The following is a 19,123-nucleotide window of genomic DNA, read 5'->3' as shown; positions in this document are numbered from 1 at the left end:
TCTTATTTTAGAATCTCATCAAATGCTCTATCCAAATTGTTGTGTTCATGACTGGGTCTAACTAATTTGCAAAAAGCAAATCTATCTAGTTCGTTTAAATTGCTCCATTTTTCAACAGAAATATTAATTCCCCTTGCTAGTGCCGATTTTAGAACTTGGTCAGGAACTTTATTTTTATTTTGCCAAGGTTGATTAATTGAAATTTCTATTTCTTTTGCTTCTCCATATTTTGAATTGGATGTAATTTCTTTCAAAAAAATTTTTAAATCAAAAAGATCGTTTTTTGAATCTGGCCAATCAACTATCTTATTTTTTTCAATTAAATTAAAATCTTGCCAATGAGTAAGTTTTAATTTAATTCCAATTAAATCAAGTTTCCTTCTTACACATAAAGGAATGCATCTTAAATCTTTAATAAAATCATCCTCGAAATTAAAATAATGATTTGATTGACTGTTAACCAAAATTAAATTGATATTTTATTAATAAATTAATGCTAAGTATAAAAAATTGATATTAGCTTTATTAAAAATTTTATTTTTTGTATTATTGAATAAATTGCTTAATGGAAATGGATAAATCTTTAACTCATATTAATGAAAGGGGAGAAATGAACATAGTTGATATTTCAGATAAAGTAGAAACTAAAAGAGAGGCTTTAGCAGAAGGATATATTAATTTAAACAAAGAAATATTAGAAAAAATAAAAAATGAAAAAATTAAAAAAGGTGATATTTTTGCAGCGGCTAGATTTTCTGCAATAAATGGTGCAAAAAAAACCTCAGAACTTATTCCTCTCTGTCATAATTTATCATTGAATAAAATCACAATTGATTTTGAAATTTGTGAATCAATGAAAGCAATTAAAATTATTGCTTTTTGCAAATCTCATTCGAAAACAGGTGTTGAGATGGAGGCTCTTACATCAGTTTCAATTGGTCTTCTCACTCTATATGACATGCTTAAAGCTTTAGATCCTTTTATGACTATTGATAATATTCGCCTTTTAGAAAAAAAAGGTGGTAAGAATGGAATATTAAAAAGAAGTTAAGTACTCACAATAATGGGAATTGATATAAATAATCAGGGTCTTTATTTAAATGACGCTATTAAAAAAATCTTGGAAGAGATAGATACTTTAATAGTGAATAATGAAATTTTACATAAGGAAGAGATCAATTTAGACGAAGCACTTGGAAAAGTTTCTATGGAGGAAATCTTATCTGAGGAAGATATACCAGGTTATAGATCATCAGTTATGGATGGATATGCGCTAGGAGAATCAACTAAAGGGAATAAATGGAAAATTGTCGGAGAGTCTTTTCCCGGGAAGCCATTTAATGAACTTCTTAAAAAAGGTGAAGCTGTAACGATTAGTACAGGTTCATTTGTGCCAGATAATTGTTTTTATGTGATACCTCAAGAACAAGTTTCTTTAGAACTTTTAAACGGAAATGAGTATATTCTTAAAAAAGAAAAATCATTTAATAACTCTTGGATTAGAGAAAAAAATGATCAAGTATTTAAAGGTGAAATATTAATCAAGAAAGGGGTAAAGATTACACCTGGGATTTTAAGCAAATTAGCAAGTTGTGGGATAAAAACTATAAAAGTGAGCAAAATTTCTAAATTAGGTTTACTAATTACTGGAGATGAACTTATCAAATCAGGGACTGCAAGAAAGAAAGGAGAAATATGGGAAAGTAATAGCATTTTGATAAAATCAATCTCAAAAAATCTTGGATTTGAAATTAATGAAATTCATATAGAAAAAGATAATTATCAAAATATTAAAAATTCTCTTAGAAATATTTCTGAATTTAACGATGTGGTTATTTCAGTTGGTGGGATATCAGTTGGTAAAAAAGATTTTTTAAAAGATATTATTAACGAGATAGGAGAAATTAAATTTTGGAAACTATTTTTAAAGCCAGGAAAACCCTTTGCTTTTGGATTGATAAATAAAAAAATTCCTTATTTTGGATTACCGGGGAATCCCGTTTCGGCAGCTATTACGTTTATCCAACTTGTGTGGCCCGCGCTTCAGAAACTTGAAGGCATTACTAATATTGAATTCCCTCTTAGGATTAAGGTTAAGCTGAATTCTGATTTGAAAAGAAGAAAAGGGAGACCAGAATTACTTAGAGGAAAACTTATTGTTAATGAAGAAGGTGAATTGATTGCAGATATTTCTGAAGAACAATCCTCATCAAAGATTAGTTCAATATCTAATTCGGATTTATTAATAGAAATACCTTCTGAAATTGATTTTTGTCAAAAAGGAAATTTATTATGGGCACAACTTTTAAAAAATAATTTTTTATAATTTAAATCCTAATTCAGTATTCTTTTTTACCCATGAGGATCCTTTTAAAGTCCATTCTTTTTTCCAAAAAGGAACTTTGTATTTTGTAAATTCAAGTATTTCTTGGAGATATTTATTTGCAATGCCTCTATGATTTGCACTTACTGCTATTAAAATAATAGGTTCGTTAGGGTAAATGAAACCTATTCTGTGTAAGAGAAAAATACATAAATCGTCCTGTTTTTCTGAAATTTTCATTAAATATCTTTTAATATAATTTTCGGTCATTCCTTTATAATGAACAATTTCTAGTTTCTTTAAATCATTTCCAAATTGATCAAAAGGCCTTACTCTTCCAATAAAAAGTGAGTTTGCTGAATTTTTATTGACCTTCTCCCAAAGTTCGAATTCTTTATAAGGATTAAAAGTTTCTTCTAGGATTCTAAATTTTATTCTTAAATTATCCACCGGTAAACATTGGCATAAATGCCACCTCATCATTTGGATTAATCTTCGCATCCATATCTGTAATTTCTTGATTAATAGAAACGATAATATTATCTTGAGGTAATTTAGAATTAATTAACTTCCATACAGAAAAAACCTTCATTTGAGAGCCTTCAATTGTAAGAAATTTTTCATTCCAACCTAGATCTTCAGCGATACTAGATAATAAAACCACCTTAATTTTGTTAGATTTTTCACTTTCCATCTATAGTGATCTAGTAACTAATGGTTTAATTTTAAGTGGTTTCTATAGCTTTGCTTACTGTTTCTGATACTCGTAACACAAAAAATGATGAGAGTGGAAATTATCTACTTCAAGAGGCTGAGAAATCAGGACACAATATCGTTGATAAGAAAATTTGCAAAGATGATATTTATTTAATTAGAAAATATATAAGCGATTGGATCTCAGATCCAAATATTGATGTAATTATCACAACAGGTGGTACAGGAATTACAGCTAGGGACGTTACTCCTGAAGCTATTAGACCTTTATTAGATAAAGAGATTGATGGTTTTGGGGAAACTTTTAGATTTTTATCATTTAAAAAGATAGGAACTAGTACTTTACAAAGTAGGTGTATTGCAGGATCTGCAAATGATAAGTTTTTATTCGTTTTACCTGGATCTAAGGATGCTGTGATGACAGGTTGGCAAGATATAATTTCTTATCAACTTAATGAAAATACAAAACCTTGTAATTTAATAAATCTCATTGATAAGTTAAAAAAATAATTCTCTAGTTTATTTATTTATTAGAAATTGATTTGAGATCAATTTTTGATTTTTTATGCATTTAAGTAGAGAAGGATCTTTTATTTCATTTTCTAATTTTGATAATTTTTCAAAACTATTATCATTCCAAATACTCCCTAAAGAAAAAATTGCATATTTAGCGATTTCTAATTCTTTATTTAGAGAATATTTATAGAGCAATTTACAAACTATTTCGCTTTCTCTTCTTTTTAAGATTGAGATTATCTTGTAGTTGATTTTGAAATTATCGTAAATTTTTATTTGATCAATAAAAGATAATAATTTTTCATCAGTTAATTGATGAGCTTTGAAATGAAGAATATTAAGACCTGCAATCCAAAAATCTGTTTCGCAAATATCGAATATTTCTCTAATTAATTGAAGTTCAATTTCTCCTCCCCAGGGCTCTAAAGCATTAATTATATGAATATTTAACTTATTATTTTGATAAAGATTTTTTAGTAAAAGATCTTTTGCATTTTTTTTATTTGTTAATTTAAGGGCCTCAATTAATTCAACTTTAAGGCCAAATTTTTTTATCATCTTTTCAAGTAAAAAATATCCTTTCTTTTCTTGCATACCTATCTTTTCCGCAATAACTTTACGAATCTCAAAAGATAATTCCAATGAATAGTAGGAAAATAGAATATCAAGATCTAATTTTTTTGAACCTAATCCATTTAAAACTTCTAATATTTCAGATTCACTTTTGCTCATTAATATATTTTTAGGTTTTTAACTTTGCATTAAATTTGTTGATTAAAATTTCTTTGATTAAATTATAAATTTCATGTTTACTAACTTTTTTAAATTCGGTTTCACCTAAAGTTTGCAGGTGATCTTGTCTTCCTCCAATACTGACATTATATCCATCCTCAGTTCCACCTCCCTCTTTTTTTACCTTTGTGCCGGTCATGCCAATACCACCCATATGAGCTTGTCCACAATTATTTGGACATCCTGTCCAATGGATTTTAACCTCCTCTGATAATTCAAGTTCTCGATCTAATTTTTCAGAAATATTTCTTGCTATATCTTTGGTATTTGCAAGAGCAAAACTACAATAACTACTCCCTGTGCATGAAACAGTACTCGCTGAAAAATGGGATGGATTTAATTTGAATTTTTTAATAATTTCTTCATTAGCAAATTCTTCTAAAATGTTATCTTTCAGGCCAACAATAATTAGATTTTGATCTTCGGTTAGTCTTACTTCACTTTGTCCATATTTTTCACTTAATCTTGCAATTTCTTGTATATCTTCTACACATAATCTTCCTACAGGAATATGTAATCCAGCAAAGTAAAGATTGTTTTGTTTTTGTTTATTAATCCCAAATAAACTTCTTTGTTTTTCGTTGAAAATTGAGCCTGGATCGTTCGACAAAGTTCCAAATTTTTCTTCTACAAGTTTTCTAAATTTTTCAATACCTATAGAGTTTAAATAATATCTGAATCTTCCTTTATTTCTGAGAAATCTATCTCCATTATCTCGCCAAAGGGAAGTAATAATTCCAGTTATTTTACATATATCTTTTTCTTCTACCCAGACATCTAGAGGTATAGCATAAGCATTTAAAGTTGCTGATAAAATTCCTCCTACCCAGACACCAAAGCCTAATATTCCATTTTTAAAAACAGGATGAAAGATAAGATCATTATGTAGAAGAAAATTATCTTTTGCTCCGGCAACTGCAGTATTCCACTTCCTGGGTAAATTGGAGAATTCGGGGTTGCCATTACCAGAATTTGTTAAGTAATCTTCTAATTCAGAAGTATATTTTCTTGTATCAATAATTTCTTCAGGATCAATTCCCGCTAGTGGATTGCCAGTTACATTTCTTGGATTATCCATTCCAGACTGAACGGATGTAATATCAACCTCTCTAAGTCTTTTAATAATATCTGGTAGATCATTTATCAAAACTCCCCTTAATTGAATATTTTGCCTAGTTGTTATATCTGCAGAACCGTCTTCTCCGTATCTAGCAACTATTGAAGCGATTACTCTCAACTGATTAGAGTTTAAAATTCCATTGGGAACTCTAAGCCTCATCATAAATCTTCCAGGAGTTTTTGGTCTCCAAAAAAGGCCATACCACTTTAAGCGCATTTGCAAATCTACTTCATCCATCTCTTCCCACCCTTTAAGAGCATAATCATCTAATTCTTCAAAAATTTTCAGACCATCTTTTTCCGCCTTTTGCTTTTCAATCTTATTTAATTTTTTATCATTTAAATAATATTGCATATTTATTTTTTAATCAGATTATTTTCCCTAGATTTGGGGGGATAAAATGTATCCTATTATACGAATTTCTATAAATATTTTTTATTTTTAAAAATCTATTTCTTTCATAAACAATTTAGTTCATTTACTCTAATAATTGTAATGTTCTAGAATTAATTTTTAACTTTTCCCACCTTGTTTTCTGATTTCCTGATAACAGAATCAAAAGCGTTCTCTAAATCTTTTGTATTAAATCTTGAATAACTTTTTAAATGAGTTTCAAGATCATGTCCCATTGCATCTGCTATTTGTTTTGGTGATCTATAAGTGCCATTTTTATTGATCCTATTATGAGCAACATAGGCGTATCTATGCCGGAAAGAATAAGGTGTGCATTCTTGCCCCTCAACTTCAGCTTCCTTGCAAATTGACAACCAAACATTCTTAGGACTTCTATCTCTTAACTGTTTGCCTAACCTATCTGCGCCTTGTCCTTTGGATATTTGAGGAAGAAGTTCTCCAGCAGCAAACCTTTGCTGCAAAGTAAGGCACCATTCAAAAGGATTTCCATCTATATCCAAAACAAATAAAGGAAATAATCTTCTTCCATTTATCTTTGAATTCGATTTCTTATAAGTAGTCCAAAGTTCTGTTTTATTATTTTTTAGAACTAAATATCTAAGTTCCTCAGGCCTCAATCCATATACGGCACAAAGCTGAGTTGCAAATTGCCATTTTGCTGCATGCTCATTATCTGCAAACGCATCAACCAATCTTCCAATTTGGGAATCTGTTAATGGATAACCTACTCTCTTTTCTGTAGTTACTTCTTCTTCAGCTTTATTAAAAACTGGTGGTCTCCAATATGATGGAAAATCTTCTCTTTCTACGCACCAATTTAAGAATCTATTAAAAGCTAATCTCATATGTCTTCGCATGGTTGTGCCTTTAGCCCAACCTCTTTTTTCTAAATTTTTACCATGTTGATATTCATTACTGACTTTATCCCATAATCTTTTCCCATTTTGAGGTCTTGCTTTTGATCTCTTTACGTAAAAGAGAATTGCTGTAATTACAGGAAGGTGCTTCCTTTTCCATGTATTTTCTTGGATGGTATGTTTATTAGAGTTTCTGTAATTTTCGAGAGCCGTATCCCAGTTCAGCTCGAATTTAGATGATGATTTCTGTGAAATATCAAAAGCAGCTTTTAAAGAAATATTGGATTTATAGTTTTCATAAGTATCAGCAGCATTTTGTATGAGCTTAAGAGCCTCAACCCATTGATCTTCTTGCCATTTGTATGGAAGGTTTATTGATAAAAATCCTGATGCTTTTTTCCCATATAAAACACGAATATTTCCTCTATCAGGTTGAACAGTCCATCCAGTTCCAACAGAGACTTTAATTGCTCTTCTAAATACTTTTATCCAAGAGTTAGTTTCTACCACAAAGCGTCCGAGTGCTCCTCTTTTATTCTACGCAAATCCGTAGAAATATAACCTTACTTAGGCAAAAGTGTGCAGTCTCGTGCAGTCTTATGCAGTACATGATTGAAGTTATAGCTGAGATAACAGAGTCTCACTAATTGCGTGTTAGTGCTTTGGGAGCACTAGGTCGCAGGTTCGAATCCTGTCGCCCCGACCATTTAAAAACCAAGTCATACAAGAGAGTTTCCCAGACTCTCTTTTTTATTGCCAACTATAAGAAAAATAAGACTTAGCGATTATATAGCGATTATTTGCCATACCTTGCATAACCTTGCCCCCTTAATCGCTTTTAATCAAAACTATTTAGTAATGAAAAAAAGGTACTTCCTCTACTTGTTTTGGTGAATAGTCACATATACCAAACTGCATACATTCCATTTGGTCATCACTTAATTTTCTTTCAAATGAAATCGCATCAATAAAAGAATTAAAAGCATTTTGGAACTTATGTTTAATAGGATTTCCGCAAGTCATAATTAACCTCCTTTGATCTAGTAGTTATTTAGTATCACTTATTCTTAAAATCAAGAGTGCAAATACTTAAGGAAAAATATCAATTAATCGATTTTTAATATTTCACTATTTTCATAAAGAGTATTTTTGCTCTAGGAAATTTAAATCATTGCATTTAATTTAGTTCCACTGATTGAGGTTTAACTTCATGAGTACTTACAAAACGAAATACTTCAAAAATACCAAGAAGATCGATAACACACTTTGGTTAGACAAATTAATTAATCAACTCGAGAAAAAAGCAAAAGGAGTTTAATTATGAATACTTTCAGAAATAAACAATTCAAAAACGAATTAGATCCTAAGTATGCGTTTTATGATTTTCTCCGTAGTTGCGAACTTAAAAGTTCTTCTGAAAATACTTTAGAAGAATGTGTAGACAGTTGTGATTGGGAACCCTTATCAGATGATTTAGATTCCCAAAAATAAGAATTTAAACTCTATTCAATATTGATTATTTCGTTATAGAGTTTTTTTATAAATTTAAGGAGGGTAATCTTATGACCAACCTCGGTATAGAGCTACTTGTATTAACTGTGGTTTTAATAAATTTCGGAGCAATTCTCACAGCTAATATTTATTCAAAATCATTAGAAGAACATAAACGCAATAGATTATTTTGCAGTAAATCTTTTAGTAACCCTTATTGTATTATTTGATAAAAATTACTCCCTTTTAGCACTAGGTTTCAGCTCAGCGATTATTTAGCGATTATTTGCATATCCATGCCATACATTGCTGCATACATGAGTAAAATTAAGACTCAACTAAATCCTAGTATTACCAACTAATAAGCTATAGCTTCAATTCGTTCTCATGGGTACTGTCGCAAATTGCGTACTGGGTGCTTTGGGAGCACTAGGTCGAATGTTCGAATCCTGTCGCTCCGATCAGTTATACCAATAGATTAGAAATAATATATCTTGTCTCATTTTGCGAAAAGGTAGCTGGAGAGTAACTAGTAAACAGTTCATGCGCTCGTCACTTATTTATCTAGTGCCTTTTATTGCCACTTCCATCACTTAGGTTGTTCTCCAAAATTTTAGAACTCTTATTAATCAATAAGTGCAACCCATGAAAAAGCTGCTCCAATACCAATTAAAATTCCTGAAACTAAATTTTTACTTTTTAAAATTTTTCCAATGCGTTCTGATAAGTATAGGGCTATTAATAGCAAAGTTCCTTGCCCTATAAATATCCCTAAAAAGTAACTTAATAGAGGACTTTGCTCAGCACCAACAATCGCACCTCCTATCAAGTAACCATGCAAAGAAATCAAGGGTAAAAGTAATGAGCTTGGCAAATAGCCCAAAATGATCATACTTTCTACAACTAAGCTTAAAGATACTAATGCTTCTGCGTAGGGAATAATAAATTCTGGAAATAACAAAATTTGCGCAATAGCACTTCCAATTAAACCAAAACCTAATAAAGGTAATATCCATTTTGTTGGGAATCTCAATCCAATAAGACTTATTGCCAAAATAAAAAGTAGATGGTCTGGACCTAATAAGAGATGACCAATACCACTGATAAATCCCTGCCAAGAAGTTAATGTAGAACTTTCACCCATACCAAATGGATGATGAGCAAATACTGGATTGCAGATACTAATAAAAAACAAATATACAGGAATAATTATTAAAGGGACTCTTAAGTTCTGATGAACATAATTTTTAGAATTCATTTTTCTACTTAAATTAGTGATTTTTGCCTGATGAACATTCTTCACAATCTGTACAGTCGCAAGGACAAACAGAACCACAACCTGGGCAAACTTCTTTCTCGTTTGAAATTAAAGTATCTATTAATAGATTTTTTTTAAAGTAATAACCATAATTTAAAAAATTATTTCTCAATATAAATAATATATTATAAAAAGTCAATTTTACCAATAGTTTATCAATTTTATAAAATTAAAATAAGAAAACGATTATCATTTTTAATAAATTTAAAAATACAATATTAAATAATATTTTGGCAATGAAAATCATATTCATAATTATTATTTAAGAAAGATAAATTACTCAGCATCTACATCAATAATTCGTTTACTTCCTAACGCATTTAATAAATAAAAAAATTTCTAACTTTGGAAACTATTTCTAGTGTATTAAAAAAGTAAAATTAAAGAATTGGATTACTAATTAAGTCTGTTCCATTTTCTCCGATACTTTTCTCTGAAGGAAAATAATTATTATTACAACAACATTCTTTTTCTGAATTGTTAATCCAATTAATTAATCCAGTTCTTAGAGGAGAGGGACATTTTTTACTATTCCTAAGAGAATTTATTTCATTACAAGTAAGTGAATCAGCATGATCGATAAAAATAATCTCCTTTAATCTTAACGTCAATATTTCATTCCATTCATCAAAACGAGTAAAATGTGTCATAAAATCTTGCCATGCATCTTTACTTGAATTATATTTTTTGCTTTTAAACTCTCTTTCGAAAATAGCTTTAATAAAACGACTGTAATTAGCTGCTTCATGAGGGGTAAAATCTACAAACTGTTTATTTATCTTTTTTACTGAACCGATATTTTCTTCAATTAATCTCAGTCTTTGTTCAAAATTATTGAGTTTCATTTCTAAATCTTCTGAAGGAAAATTATACAAATGGTCTTGAAAAGAATCAGTTATGTATTCAACTAAAGATTTGCCTGATTTTCTTGCACTTGATTTTATTTTTTGTAAAAGATCTGGATCGATATTTATATTCAATTGTGTCCTTTTCATTTCAAAATATAAAGGTAATTTATCATATACTAAACCTAAAATTATAGAACTATTGAACCCTATAATACAATTTAGCCTTAATGAAGAATATTACTATCAAACTACAGAATTAAAAATTTGTCTCGATATCATAAATATATTTTGTTCTTAATAAGAATTAACGAATTTTCTCCTAAAATATTAGTCTACTTATCAGCTCCATCCTTCTGACACGAAAAGATTAATAGCGTGATTAAAATACAGTGAATTATCAGTATTTAGTAAAAAGTCATCTATGCTAATGGATTATCCTCACCATAGTCATCCTTGTGGGGCTCATCAGTAAAAAAACATTTGATAATTTAATATTTAATTATATTTTCCTTAGGCATCGTAATTTTGAATGTATTAACAGTATTAACAATTACATAAGAATTTCAACCTATATTTGTACTCTTCCATCCAAAATTAACACCTATTGAAAAGGGAAAACATCTTAACTTATTAAACATTGTAAGTACTATAGTACTATAGATTTCATACTATGAATAATTATTAGCATAAGTACTCTTAATTGTATTTCCGCCATCAGAAGAAGGTGTATAAACAGAGGCTATAAAATATTAATCATCACCCCATACAAGCCGCTAAGCAATGCTCATACCTGGATCATTTAGATAATATACCTTTACTTAAAGAATCATCATCTCAAACAAAAATAATCTTTCTATGAATTTATATTTATATCTAGAGTGGAGATAATCTATCTATTTGTTCAAGTCTAAGAATTAGTGTTTTTAATCTTGAAATAAGTTTCTTATTTTCGTCAATTATTGAATTATTATAGTTTTTTGAAATATAATAATTTTTCTCAATCAAAGCAAACAATTTGGAGTGTTTTGTCAATAGTTCTCTCAGAGATTTTATTTCTTTTTCATGTTTTTTATTTTCATCTCTAATTTTTAAAATTTTCTTTTTAAGTTCTGAAATTTCATTTCTGGTTTCTGAGCCTATTTTGTATTTATTGGTATTACAAGTAAAATCCTTACTTGAAACGAATAAAGTATCCTCACTAGAAGCTTCCGTCATTACAAAGGGATTCATAATATTAAAATTCCCAGCAGGAAAAACAGTCATTAAAATATCTGTTCCTATAAAGCTTGTCATACCAAATAAATTTAAGTCGTAATCAAAATTCATAATCTCTTCCCCAGTAACATCTACTAAAAGAAAATGATTCTTTCCTATAATCAATTTTGATTGAATTCCTTCGGTTATATTAATGTGAGAACAATTATGCTTATGATTTATGCCTTCTGTATGAACAAGAGGCATAACTATTGCAACAAATACAGGCGCAAATAATTTCAGAGGAGGAAGCATTATTAAAAATATTTTTTAGAGAATCTAGATTAACTAGTAATTACATATTAAGATCGGAATAAATCCTTACAATTCCTTTGAAATAAACATTCATTATTTCTCCAATTTTCTTAGTAACCATCCTATTTAATCTTGGCCTCACTTCAAAAGTTGAAGAAACAAAAATTCCTGCACTTTTTGAAACTAGAAAAGAAGCTGAAAAAGCCGCTAAGAATTTCAATTGCACAGGAGCGCATAAAATGGGTAATAAGTGGAAGCCTTGTTCAACTCATGAATTTCATGAAAGTTCTCATGACAAGGACACAAAGGATCTCAATCAGCACCATCATCATTAAGTCTTAAATGAAAGATTCAGTAAATACTAATCAGAATTCAACCGACGGTCCTCCACATTGCGGAAGCAAGCCAAAAAAGATTGCAATAGGGATAGCTCCTCTTGGATATATATATATATATCCAAGAGGAATAGTTCCCATGGGCATTGTCACCATTAGAATTGTGCCAATGGGAGTAGTTTCTCTTGGTGTAGTTGCAATGGGAGTAATAAATGCCTCCATAGTATAGTTGGGATTGGAGTTTTCTCTGCTGGAGTGGCAACTATGGGATTAAAAGTTTGGACTACTGTAGGACCTAAAATTGAACAAAGCACTAAACAAAATAATTCATTAGATTCAATGAATATTTATGCATATCCCACAAAAGCCAAAGCTATTGAAGAAGCTAAAAACTGGGATGTAGGACCTGGAAAAGCTATAAAATATCTCAAATATCTTTAATTCAAGCTTCTTGTGATCTGTCACTTTTTACAAAAGTGTAATTATAACTTACTTTATTTCAATTTATTAATTTGGTAAGGCATGCGGGTAAGGCACCCTAATAATAGCAATAGAAAGATCTCTCAAGAACCATTGCAATAACAAGCTTTTGAAAGGTTTACCGGATCCCCTTCAGTTCTCTGCTGCATCGACCTAGAAATAAGGGAATGGAATTTCCATTAAAATAAAACGTTTATGACCAAACTTTTACTCATTAGGGCGAAAATCAAAAAACAGAAAGGCTTACCCAAGCTAAACTAGCTATAAAAAAGAATGCTTATTTCTAATAGACCTCCTTTTTGAAGAAACGCAAAAGAAGGGTCTTGAATATGTTTTACAACAGATTCTGATTAATTGGAGAAAAATTATATATTTGAAAAACTTGAAATGAGCTCTAAAAGTGCCTTGTTTCTTTTTGGTAGAATTGACCCGAAACAATGTTCAAAAACATTGTCTGCTTTCTCTATGGTTGGATTCCTCACTTACGATTATCCATCTTCAGAAGAGGAAGCCTAAAGGAAAATCAAAGGAGAGCAGAATTTGATTACAACTTGAATACTCTTTATACAGTAGCGAAAAAAAATAGGAGATGAATTAAAAAGCTCTAAGGATTCTTCTATATATCAGTTCTCTTTTGTAACAAATTCTTTTGATATCCTAGAAGGTAAAGGTTTAATAGTGGTTATTGCTCATTTAGCTACAATCGCTTTATGACTACAGTTATTGAAAAGGCAGATTGTATAATTTTTTAGATAATTCTTAAAAATTATGGCATGTTAAAATTTATAACTCCCCTTAGAATAACAAAGAAAGTTGGTTAATATCCTTTGATTAATTGTTTAATACGATCAACTCCAACCCTCTATTGACATTGCCTCGACATAAGAGGAAACTTCGGAGATCTCAAAACTATTTAATCGATCGCTAAATGGAGGCATAGCACCTTTTCCATTGGTTACCTGAGTAATTATCGCAGCTTCTCCATCTGTTGAGTAATTAGCAAGATATTGTTTTAAAGCATTCTGTTGAAGTGTTTTTTCTGGATTGACGGCATTTCCACCAGCTAAATGGCAAGCAGCACAATTTGAATTAAAAATGGATCTCCCATCGGCTTTTGCTGATTTGGTGGCTGATAAGAAAATGCAAGTAACGAGAAAAATAATAAATAGATTTTTCATAAGAAATATTCCGTGTAACTCAGTTATACAATTTTATTTAATGAGGGATAAGATTTTTAAACATTTCTATATATTCTAGTTTTGCTAGACTTTTTTGTTTTAAGTTTAACCAAGAAAAGAAGGGTCTAAAAGAGAGGGCTTATATGAGAGAATAAAAGGTCTTTTATCAGATTTAATTGCTGTAATCACATCAACGCCAGTATGCCATATCCATTGCTGTTGCGGCTCATTTCCATCTACTATTTCACTTGTTCCAATAGGAGAGCCAAAACGATTTCTTAATCCTGCTAGAACTTCCGTCATATTTTCATAATCAATTTCATAAGCAATTTGCTTTAAACCCTCCTCATTTTTAATTCGAAGTTTGAGACTTAAAACAGGTAGATCACTCATTTTGAAATCTTTAACTTCATAAAGATCTTCTTTCTGAGTGTTTTTAATTGGATTTAACATTACGCCAAGATGATTTTCAACGCTGGATAAATCCATACCCCAAGTCATACCTTCAATACAAGCAAAAGCAGGTCTGGAAAATAATTGTATTACAAAGATTATATAAACAAAAATTATATTTTTGAAAGTTTTTTTGGTCGATTTCAAAATAACTCGTGAATAAAATGTTTAGAACAATTAGAAAAGTATATATTTTGTGAGCTACATAATCTGTATATTATAAATGATTCTTTTTAAAATCTCTATTTCATTAATTTCTATTGCATGGAATCCACTGATTGCCCATTTTATGTGCTCCTTCACAACCAGATTTAATAGCTTCTTTTTCTGCCTGTTCTTTTGTGTCATACAATTCTTTTTTAGCGTGATGTTCAGAGCAACCTAATACGAAATTAGGTGCAAAAAATAAAAGAACAAAAGCAATAAAAGAAATAAAGTTTTTCATAATTAATTTATAACCATTTTATTAAACATCTAATTACTAGTTAATCTAGGTTATTTAATATTGATTTTATATTCCAATGAGAATTTTGTTTTAAGTATTTATTTCTCTCAAATTCAATTAGATTATTCATAACAAGGCCAAAGTGGTTAATTCTTTATCATTCAAAACTCTTGATTGAGTTATTTTGTTCTGTAATATATTAAGAGTTGAATTATTGATTACGTAAAAGAAAATATCCACCTATACCGCTACCAATAACATGTAAAATAAATTCTTTGAGAAAGTCTTTCACAAGATTTATTAAGTTGAAAGATCTTTGGTGTAATTATTTCTATTTATTTTGGAATAGGCAAGTGCAATAATATAATTTCTCATATACATAAGTAATAAGTATTTATTCATAACCTTGTAATTAGCAATGCGATAGTATAAGAAAATAGAAAATAGAAAAGAGTAAAGAGATCACTTAATTGGTGTGGTTTTTAAGATCTAAATGATGTTCCTTACTGTTCCTACCTTCGGGAACGCTCAAAATCCACTCTATAACTACTATATATATGTTCCTAGTATATTATATATATAGTAATAGTATATATATGGAATATAGGGGGATAACTATAACGCGAGGTAAGTTTGGTACAAAGGTGGGAACATCGGGAACGTGGGAACACCTGCCTAATCTCAAATGAGTCTCATTTTGTTATTTTTTTATTTTTAACCGATTTAACCGCCGTTCTGGAAAAAGTTTATTTTCTCAATCGATCCATACTAAACAGAATGCTCCTACTCTAGAAGAGTATCCCAATGTGGATCATCATCTGACCCTGTATCCCATGCTGAACCTACTGCTAGCTCTATATCAATTATGGAGGGTTGGAGGGTATGGAGGGTTTTCTTTCTTTTTTCTTTTATATAGATAAAATCTTTTTTGTTTTTAAAACTATTTTTAGTGTTTGAACCTTCCATACCTTCCATAGAGTTTTTAGTTCCCAGATGAGTAGAAGTATTTAAGGATGGAGGGTTAGTGCTAGCAACCTTCCATGATGGAGGGTTCAACTATCCATTATTGGTAATTCCAAAATGTTTGGCAAAATCATATTTTTATCCCTCTTTCAATAACAAATCTAAATCAGATATTTTAGGAATTTTACTTACACTAATGGCAAGTAGGTAAAGCAAGTTCAGCTAGTAGTTGGAAGATAGTACTAAGCTTTTCATTAACTATGGATTAAGTTGATAATTTGTCTTAATAGTTTTAATAATTGAATCTTGTGGATCCTGTTTTGGGATGCAGTTGATAATTCTATACTTTCCTCCTTTTTTATCAGTTTCTACGACTGTAAATTTAACAAATTTATCGGTACCATTATCCGAATCGTTTATCTCAATTTTTATAATTTCCTCATTCTCATTTTCTAATATACGAGACTTTCCTCCGCAAATTTTTAAAGCATTTTCTGAGGTTAAAGAAAAAAGAGCCTCTTCATTTGTGATATAGAGGTCTTCATCATTACTGCATGATGATAAGAGAGATAATATAACTACTAGGAAAAAAATTTTTCTCACAATTAAAACTGCTTTTTTAATCTTATTGTAGATCGACTGTCAATCAAATTAATATTTCGTAAAATCATTCAGAATTTAATTCTATTCAGCTACATTACTAATTTTTTTGGTTTCTATCTCTTTCCATCAATCTAAATTTTTTATATAATTCTGGCGTATTAGCTGGACTCATTCATTGTCTAAGCACATTGAAGAAAGTTCAGATAGTCTGAAATTAATCTTAATCATAATTTTTAGCGCCATTACGATAACTGATACGTTTATATGTATTCACTGGAAGGTAAAAGGTTTTGGTTTAAGTCAAATTGGGGCTGCAGTTAGGATAAAATTCACATCTCATAAAAGTTAGGTGCACCTCTCCAAATAATGCCTATTTACCCTATTTACGCTTTTATATAAATTTCTGCTAAAGGGTGAAAAGGATAAAAAGGGGGTTTTTGATACCCCCTCTATAAACTCAAACATTTGAGTTTTAAATATCAGTTTTTTTGAAATAGTTTTGCAAACATTCAAAATTTTCATCTGATATTGAATGACAAGTAGCCCAGCTTCTTGGATAAAAACCTGCAACTTTTCCTCTATTTTCAGTACAAAAAGAGCGTTTTTTAATTAACCCTTTTTTATATAATTGATTAAGAGTTGATAACGCACTTACTTTGCCATGTTGATTGCTAAATTCATCAGCAAGTTGTTTGCTTACATTTAATGAATCAATAGGCCAATGAGGTGTTAGGGAATTAACTAGAGTTAAAACCAGATTTTGTCGATCATTTAATTTACTTTCAACTTTTTCTAGTTTTAGTTCTTCATTAATCTCTGCACTACTGCCAAGGTTTCTCCAAACAGCCCGATCAGTTTGCTCAATAACCATATCTACAGGTTTAGAGCTTCGCCCCTGAGTAGTAACAGCAATTCTATTATCAGTTTTATCATCTGGAAGTAACCAAGATAAATTAATAATATTTGAGGCCAATGCTGGTAATGCTTTAGTGCCTCTACTTGCTTTAACTGCTCTTTCATTGGAGTTAGTACCACTTGCATGATGTAGCAAAACTATAGTTGCACCTGTACCTGCAAGTGCCTCGCATAACATTCGTACTGGTTCGACAGCATCAACATGATTCTCATCAAGACCTAATCCTGAGATCAAACTTGCAAAAGCATCTAAAACAAAAATTGAATTAGGCTCTTCAACTGCAAGATTATGTATTTGTTCAATACTTTCTTCAGTTAATGTAATTGGCCTGTCCATAGTCCATAGCCTTTTTAAGGGATGAACTAGCTCAACTTCATCTTCTGCGGTTTTTTTCATCAAACCAACAGGAATTAAAATTTCTGCCCAATCTGTAATTGGTTGGTCAGTTCCTAATATATAAATAGGTTTTGCTTTAGATGTAATTTGTTTTCCAAGGTATTCAGAATTACCTCTGCTCATTGCACCTAAGAAAGCACCAATTAAAGAAGATTTACCAACTTTTGGTAATGCAACAACGAGAGATACATTACCTTCAGAAATTAAATCTTCCCATAGCCATTTTGTTTTAGGAACTTTGATTTTTTTATCAGGAAGGTATCCATCATGTGTGCCTTCTATTTCCCTTCGGGCTTTACCTAATATTCCAAAGATTGCAGTTTCATTTAGTAGTAAACCTAAATCTCTACCAGCACACCTTATTAAGGTATTTCTTTGAAAAACTGGAGTTTTAGCTTCAATTAATCCCTTTGCAGTTTCTACTAATTTTGCAAAGTTTTTAATGTCTTCTGGAGTTCGACTTTCTCGGTTTTTATCTTTGGACACTTGCCTGTCTCCTGTTTAATGGACGTGGGTTATAGATACGTTTGGTTATAGGTTTATGAACTGCGAAAGTATTGCAAGTTGAGATTTGAGCTACTAAGGCATAGCCATCAACAACATCACCAATCTTTAAAGTTCCATGTTTTTTCTCAGCACTAAAAGTTTGACCATTCATGCAATGGATTAGGCCATTGTCATTTTCAAAACACCAATGATTTTTATCTCTGCCACAAATTGGACAAGGATATAATTTCTTGGATTTAGTGTTGTTATAAGTTTTAGAACTTGATTTATCGTGACGTTGTAACTCTGCAATTTCTAGTATTAAATCCCAAACTTCCTTCGGAGGATGTTGTAGATCAGAAACATCTAATCCACCAGGGGAATAATAATTACCTTCACCATCTTGATGTTCTCCATCACAAAGAATGTAAGATTTTTTGCTACAAAAAACATCAAGCCCAGTTTTTAAATAATTAGTAGTTCTTTTAATTGACCTGTTTGGTAATTCATCAAGCATTTCATCAGTTACGAGGAATACTTGCTTGTATCTCCATAACTTGTCTGTTCTTCTGATATGCCAAGTAGGAAAAGTAAAATCAATTCCCCTTGCAGCTACAAAATCAAGAGCAGATTCTTTGTCATAATCTAGACTTAAAAAGTAAGGACTAAAAACTGCAAGTGCAGCTGGTTTGTAAGAGAGTGCTTTTTCTAATGAAAGATATTCATCTCCCCAAGAAGAAACCATTGGTTTTTTAGTACCTTTTCTAATTGGAAGAAAACCACTAAACGCCTCTAATTGCGACAGATTTCGCGCCCTTAATAGTATTTCATCATCTGTAACACCAGTTATAGGTTGATGTTTGAGGTCTTTGACTATCTGCAAAATATGCAGGGAGTCAGATTTTGAAGTTAAAATAGGGGTAGTTATAGCCCCTATGGTCGCTTTTTTATTCAAGTAGGCCATTT

Annotated in this window: 26 protein-coding genes; 7 read left to right on the top strand and 19 right to left on the bottom strand. The window is 30.4% G+C overall.

Annotated features, from left to right (window positions below; translation table 11 throughout):
* Positions 1-2 precede the first annotated feature (2 nt).
* A complete protein-coding gene (locus EW14_RS07225) occupies positions 3-464 on the bottom strand; it encodes a nitrate reductase associated protein (RefSeq protein ID WP_042850611.1) in 462 nt (153 codons plus the stop codon).
* 107 nt (positions 465-571) lie between these two features.
* On the opposite strand from EW14_RS07225, the gene moaC reads away from it, so the two are divergent.
* Entirely contained in the window at positions 572-1,051 is a 480-nt protein-coding gene (gene moaC, locus EW14_RS07220) for a cyclic pyranopterin monophosphate synthase MoaC (RefSeq protein ID WP_197049552.1), read from the top strand.
* 12 nt (positions 1,052-1,063) lie between these two features.
* Complete coding sequence (locus EW14_RS07215) at positions 1,064-2,326, top strand: molybdopterin molybdotransferase MoeA (protein ID WP_042850614.1); 1,263 nt, start codon at positions 1,064-1,066, stop codon at positions 2,324-2,326.
* Here EW14_RS07215 and EW14_RS07210 read toward each other — a convergent pair.
* Both EW14_RS07210 and EW14_RS07205 read right to left on the bottom strand, forming a co-directional pair.
* Positions 2,321-2,773, bottom strand: a complete 453-nt coding sequence (locus EW14_RS07210) for a molybdenum cofactor biosynthesis protein MoaE (RefSeq protein WP_052044736.1) — start codon at positions 2,771-2,773, stop codon at positions 2,321-2,323. The two genes, EW14_RS07215 and EW14_RS07210, sit on opposite strands and share 6 nt — an antisense overlap.
* Entirely contained in the window at positions 2,766-3,017 is a 252-nt protein-coding gene (locus EW14_RS07205) for a MoaD/ThiS family protein (RefSeq protein ID WP_042850615.1), read from the bottom strand. Before EW14_RS07205 ends, EW14_RS07210 begins: the two co-directional genes overlap by 8 nt.
* A gap of 50 nt (positions 3,018-3,067) precedes the next feature.
* Here EW14_RS07205 and moaB point away from each other — a divergent pair, with 50 nt between their 5' ends.
* Complete coding sequence (gene moaB, locus EW14_RS07200; RefSeq protein ID WP_255347388.1) at positions 3,068-3,547, top strand: molybdenum cofactor biosynthesis protein B; 480 nt, start codon at positions 3,068-3,070, stop codon at positions 3,545-3,547.
* Positions 3,548-3,556: 9 nt separating this feature from the next.
* Here moaB and EW14_RS07195 read toward each other — a convergent pair whose 3' ends face one another.
* From EW14_RS07195 to EW14_RS10405, 4 genes are all read right to left on the bottom strand, one after another.
* Positions 3,557-4,285, bottom strand: a complete 729-nt coding sequence (locus EW14_RS07195) for a hypothetical protein (protein WP_042850617.1) — start codon at positions 4,283-4,285, stop codon at positions 3,557-3,559.
* 10 nt (positions 4,286-4,295) lie between these two features.
* Positions 4,296-5,819 (bottom strand): ferredoxin--nitrite reductase, encoded by a 1,524-nt coding sequence (locus tag EW14_RS07190; protein WP_042850618.1) that lies wholly within the window; start codon positions 5,817-5,819, stop codon positions 4,296-4,298.
* Between the two features lie 152 nt (positions 5,820-5,971).
* The gene (locus EW14_RS07185; RefSeq protein WP_052044737.1) at positions 5,972-7,246 is read right to left on the bottom strand and encodes a hypothetical protein; all 1,275 of its coding nucleotides are present in this window, start codon (positions 7,244-7,246) and stop codon (positions 5,972-5,974) included.
* Positions 7,247-7,588: 342 nt separating this feature from the next.
* Positions 7,589-7,759: a hypothetical protein gene (locus EW14_RS10405; RefSeq protein WP_197049569.1), complete on the bottom strand. Its 171-nt coding sequence runs from the start codon at positions 7,757-7,759 to the stop codon at positions 7,589-7,591.
* 297 nt (positions 7,760-8,056) lie between these two features.
* Between EW14_RS10405 and EW14_RS10400 the strand changes: the two genes are divergently transcribed.
* Positions 8,057-8,227, top strand: coding sequence for a hypothetical protein (locus tag EW14_RS10400; RefSeq protein WP_197049568.1), 171 nt, complete (start codon positions 8,057-8,059; stop codon positions 8,225-8,227).
* Positions 8,228-8,852: 625 nt separating this feature from the next.
* On the opposite strand, the gene EW14_RS07180 is transcribed toward EW14_RS10400, so the two are convergent.
* The 5 genes from EW14_RS07180 to EW14_RS10575 all read right to left on the bottom strand — a co-directional run bounded on the left by EW14_RS07180 (position 8,853) and on the right by EW14_RS10575 (position 12,122).
* Positions 8,853-9,557, bottom strand: a complete 705-nt coding sequence (locus tag EW14_RS07180) for a HupE/UreJ family protein (protein ID WP_042851360.1) — start codon at positions 9,555-9,557, stop codon at positions 8,853-8,855.
* Positions 9,499-9,657, bottom strand: a complete 159-nt coding sequence (locus EW14_RS10395) for a hypothetical protein (RefSeq protein WP_197049567.1) — start codon at positions 9,655-9,657, stop codon at positions 9,499-9,501. Before EW14_RS10395 ends, EW14_RS07180 begins: the two co-directional genes overlap by 59 nt.
* 268 nt (positions 9,658-9,925) lie before the next feature.
* Positions 9,926-10,540, bottom strand: a complete 615-nt coding sequence (locus EW14_RS07175) for a hypothetical protein (RefSeq protein ID WP_042850812.1) — start codon at positions 10,538-10,540, stop codon at positions 9,926-9,928.
* 726 nt (positions 10,541-11,266) lie between these two features.
* Positions 11,267-11,902, bottom strand: a complete 636-nt coding sequence (locus tag EW14_RS07170) for a hypothetical protein (protein WP_042850811.1) — start codon at positions 11,900-11,902, stop codon at positions 11,267-11,269.
* A 40-nt stretch (positions 11,903-11,942) separates the two neighbouring features.
* Positions 11,943-12,122, bottom strand: a complete 180-nt coding sequence (locus EW14_RS10575; RefSeq protein WP_225866629.1) for a hypothetical protein — start codon at positions 12,120-12,122, stop codon at positions 11,943-11,945.
* A 122-nt stretch (positions 12,123-12,244) separates the two neighbouring features.
* Between EW14_RS10575 and EW14_RS10695 the strand changes: the two genes are divergently transcribed.
* The 3 genes from EW14_RS10695 to EW14_RS10635 all read left to right on the top strand — a co-directional run bounded on the left by EW14_RS10695 (position 12,245) and on the right by EW14_RS10635 (position 13,233).
* Positions 12,245-12,466: a hypothetical protein gene (locus EW14_RS10695; RefSeq protein WP_369794267.1), complete on the top strand. Its 222-nt coding sequence runs from the start codon at positions 12,245-12,247 to the stop codon at positions 12,464-12,466.
* Positions 12,467-12,501: 35 nt separating this feature from the next.
* Entirely contained in the window at positions 12,502-12,678 is a 177-nt protein-coding gene (locus EW14_RS10690; RefSeq protein ID WP_369794266.1) for a hypothetical protein, read from the top strand.
* A gap of 426 nt (positions 12,679-13,104) precedes the next feature.
* Positions 13,105-13,233 carry a hypothetical protein gene (locus EW14_RS10635; RefSeq protein ID WP_255347391.1) on the top strand — a complete coding sequence of 43 codons (129 nt, stop codon included), beginning with the start codon at positions 13,105-13,107 and terminating at the stop codon, positions 13,231-13,233.
* Positions 13,234-13,565: 332 nt separating this feature from the next.
* Here EW14_RS10635 and EW14_RS07155 read toward each other — a convergent pair whose 3' ends face one another.
* The 7 genes from EW14_RS07155 to EW14_RS07125 all read right to left on the bottom strand — a co-directional run bounded on the left by EW14_RS07155 (position 13,566) and on the right by EW14_RS07125 (position 19,121).
* Entirely contained in the window at positions 13,566-13,895 is a 330-nt protein-coding gene (locus tag EW14_RS07155; RefSeq protein ID WP_042850809.1) for a c-type cytochrome, read from the bottom strand.
* Between the two features lie 105 nt (positions 13,896-14,000).
* Entirely contained in the window at positions 14,001-14,384 is a 384-nt protein-coding gene (locus EW14_RS07150; RefSeq protein WP_225866628.1) for a hypothetical protein, read from the bottom strand.
* A 214-nt stretch (positions 14,385-14,598) separates the two neighbouring features.
* Entirely contained in the window at positions 14,599-14,793 is a 195-nt protein-coding gene (locus EW14_RS07145) for a DUF3721 domain-containing protein (RefSeq protein WP_042850807.1), read from the bottom strand.
* 783 nt (positions 14,794-15,576) lie between these two features.
* Positions 15,577-15,849, bottom strand: coding sequence for a hypothetical protein (locus tag EW14_RS07140; RefSeq protein WP_042850806.1), 273 nt, complete (start codon positions 15,847-15,849; stop codon positions 15,577-15,579).
* Between the two features lie 165 nt (positions 15,850-16,014).
* The gene (locus EW14_RS07135; RefSeq protein WP_042850805.1) at positions 16,015-16,359 is read right to left on the bottom strand and encodes a hypothetical protein; all 345 of its coding nucleotides are present in this window, start codon (positions 16,357-16,359) and stop codon (positions 16,015-16,017) included.
* Between the two features lie 472 nt (positions 16,360-16,831).
* Positions 16,832-18,157: an AAA family ATPase gene (locus EW14_RS07130; RefSeq protein WP_042850804.1), complete on the bottom strand. Its 1,326-nt coding sequence runs from the start codon at positions 18,155-18,157 to the stop codon at positions 16,832-16,834.
* Positions 18,144-19,121 carry a hypothetical protein gene (locus EW14_RS07125; protein ID WP_042850803.1) on the bottom strand — a complete coding sequence of 326 codons (978 nt, stop codon included), beginning with the start codon at positions 19,119-19,121 and terminating at the stop codon, positions 18,144-18,146. Before EW14_RS07125 ends, EW14_RS07130 begins: the two co-directional genes overlap by 14 nt.
* Between the last annotated feature and the right edge of the window lie 2 nt (positions 19,122-19,123).

It is taken from the genome of Prochlorococcus sp. MIT 0604 (genome assembly GCF_000757845.1).
GTDB lineage: Bacteria > Cyanobacteriota > Cyanobacteriia > PCC-6307 > Cyanobiaceae > Prochlorococcus_A.
This window is presented reverse-complemented; position numbering and strand designations above follow the sequence as displayed.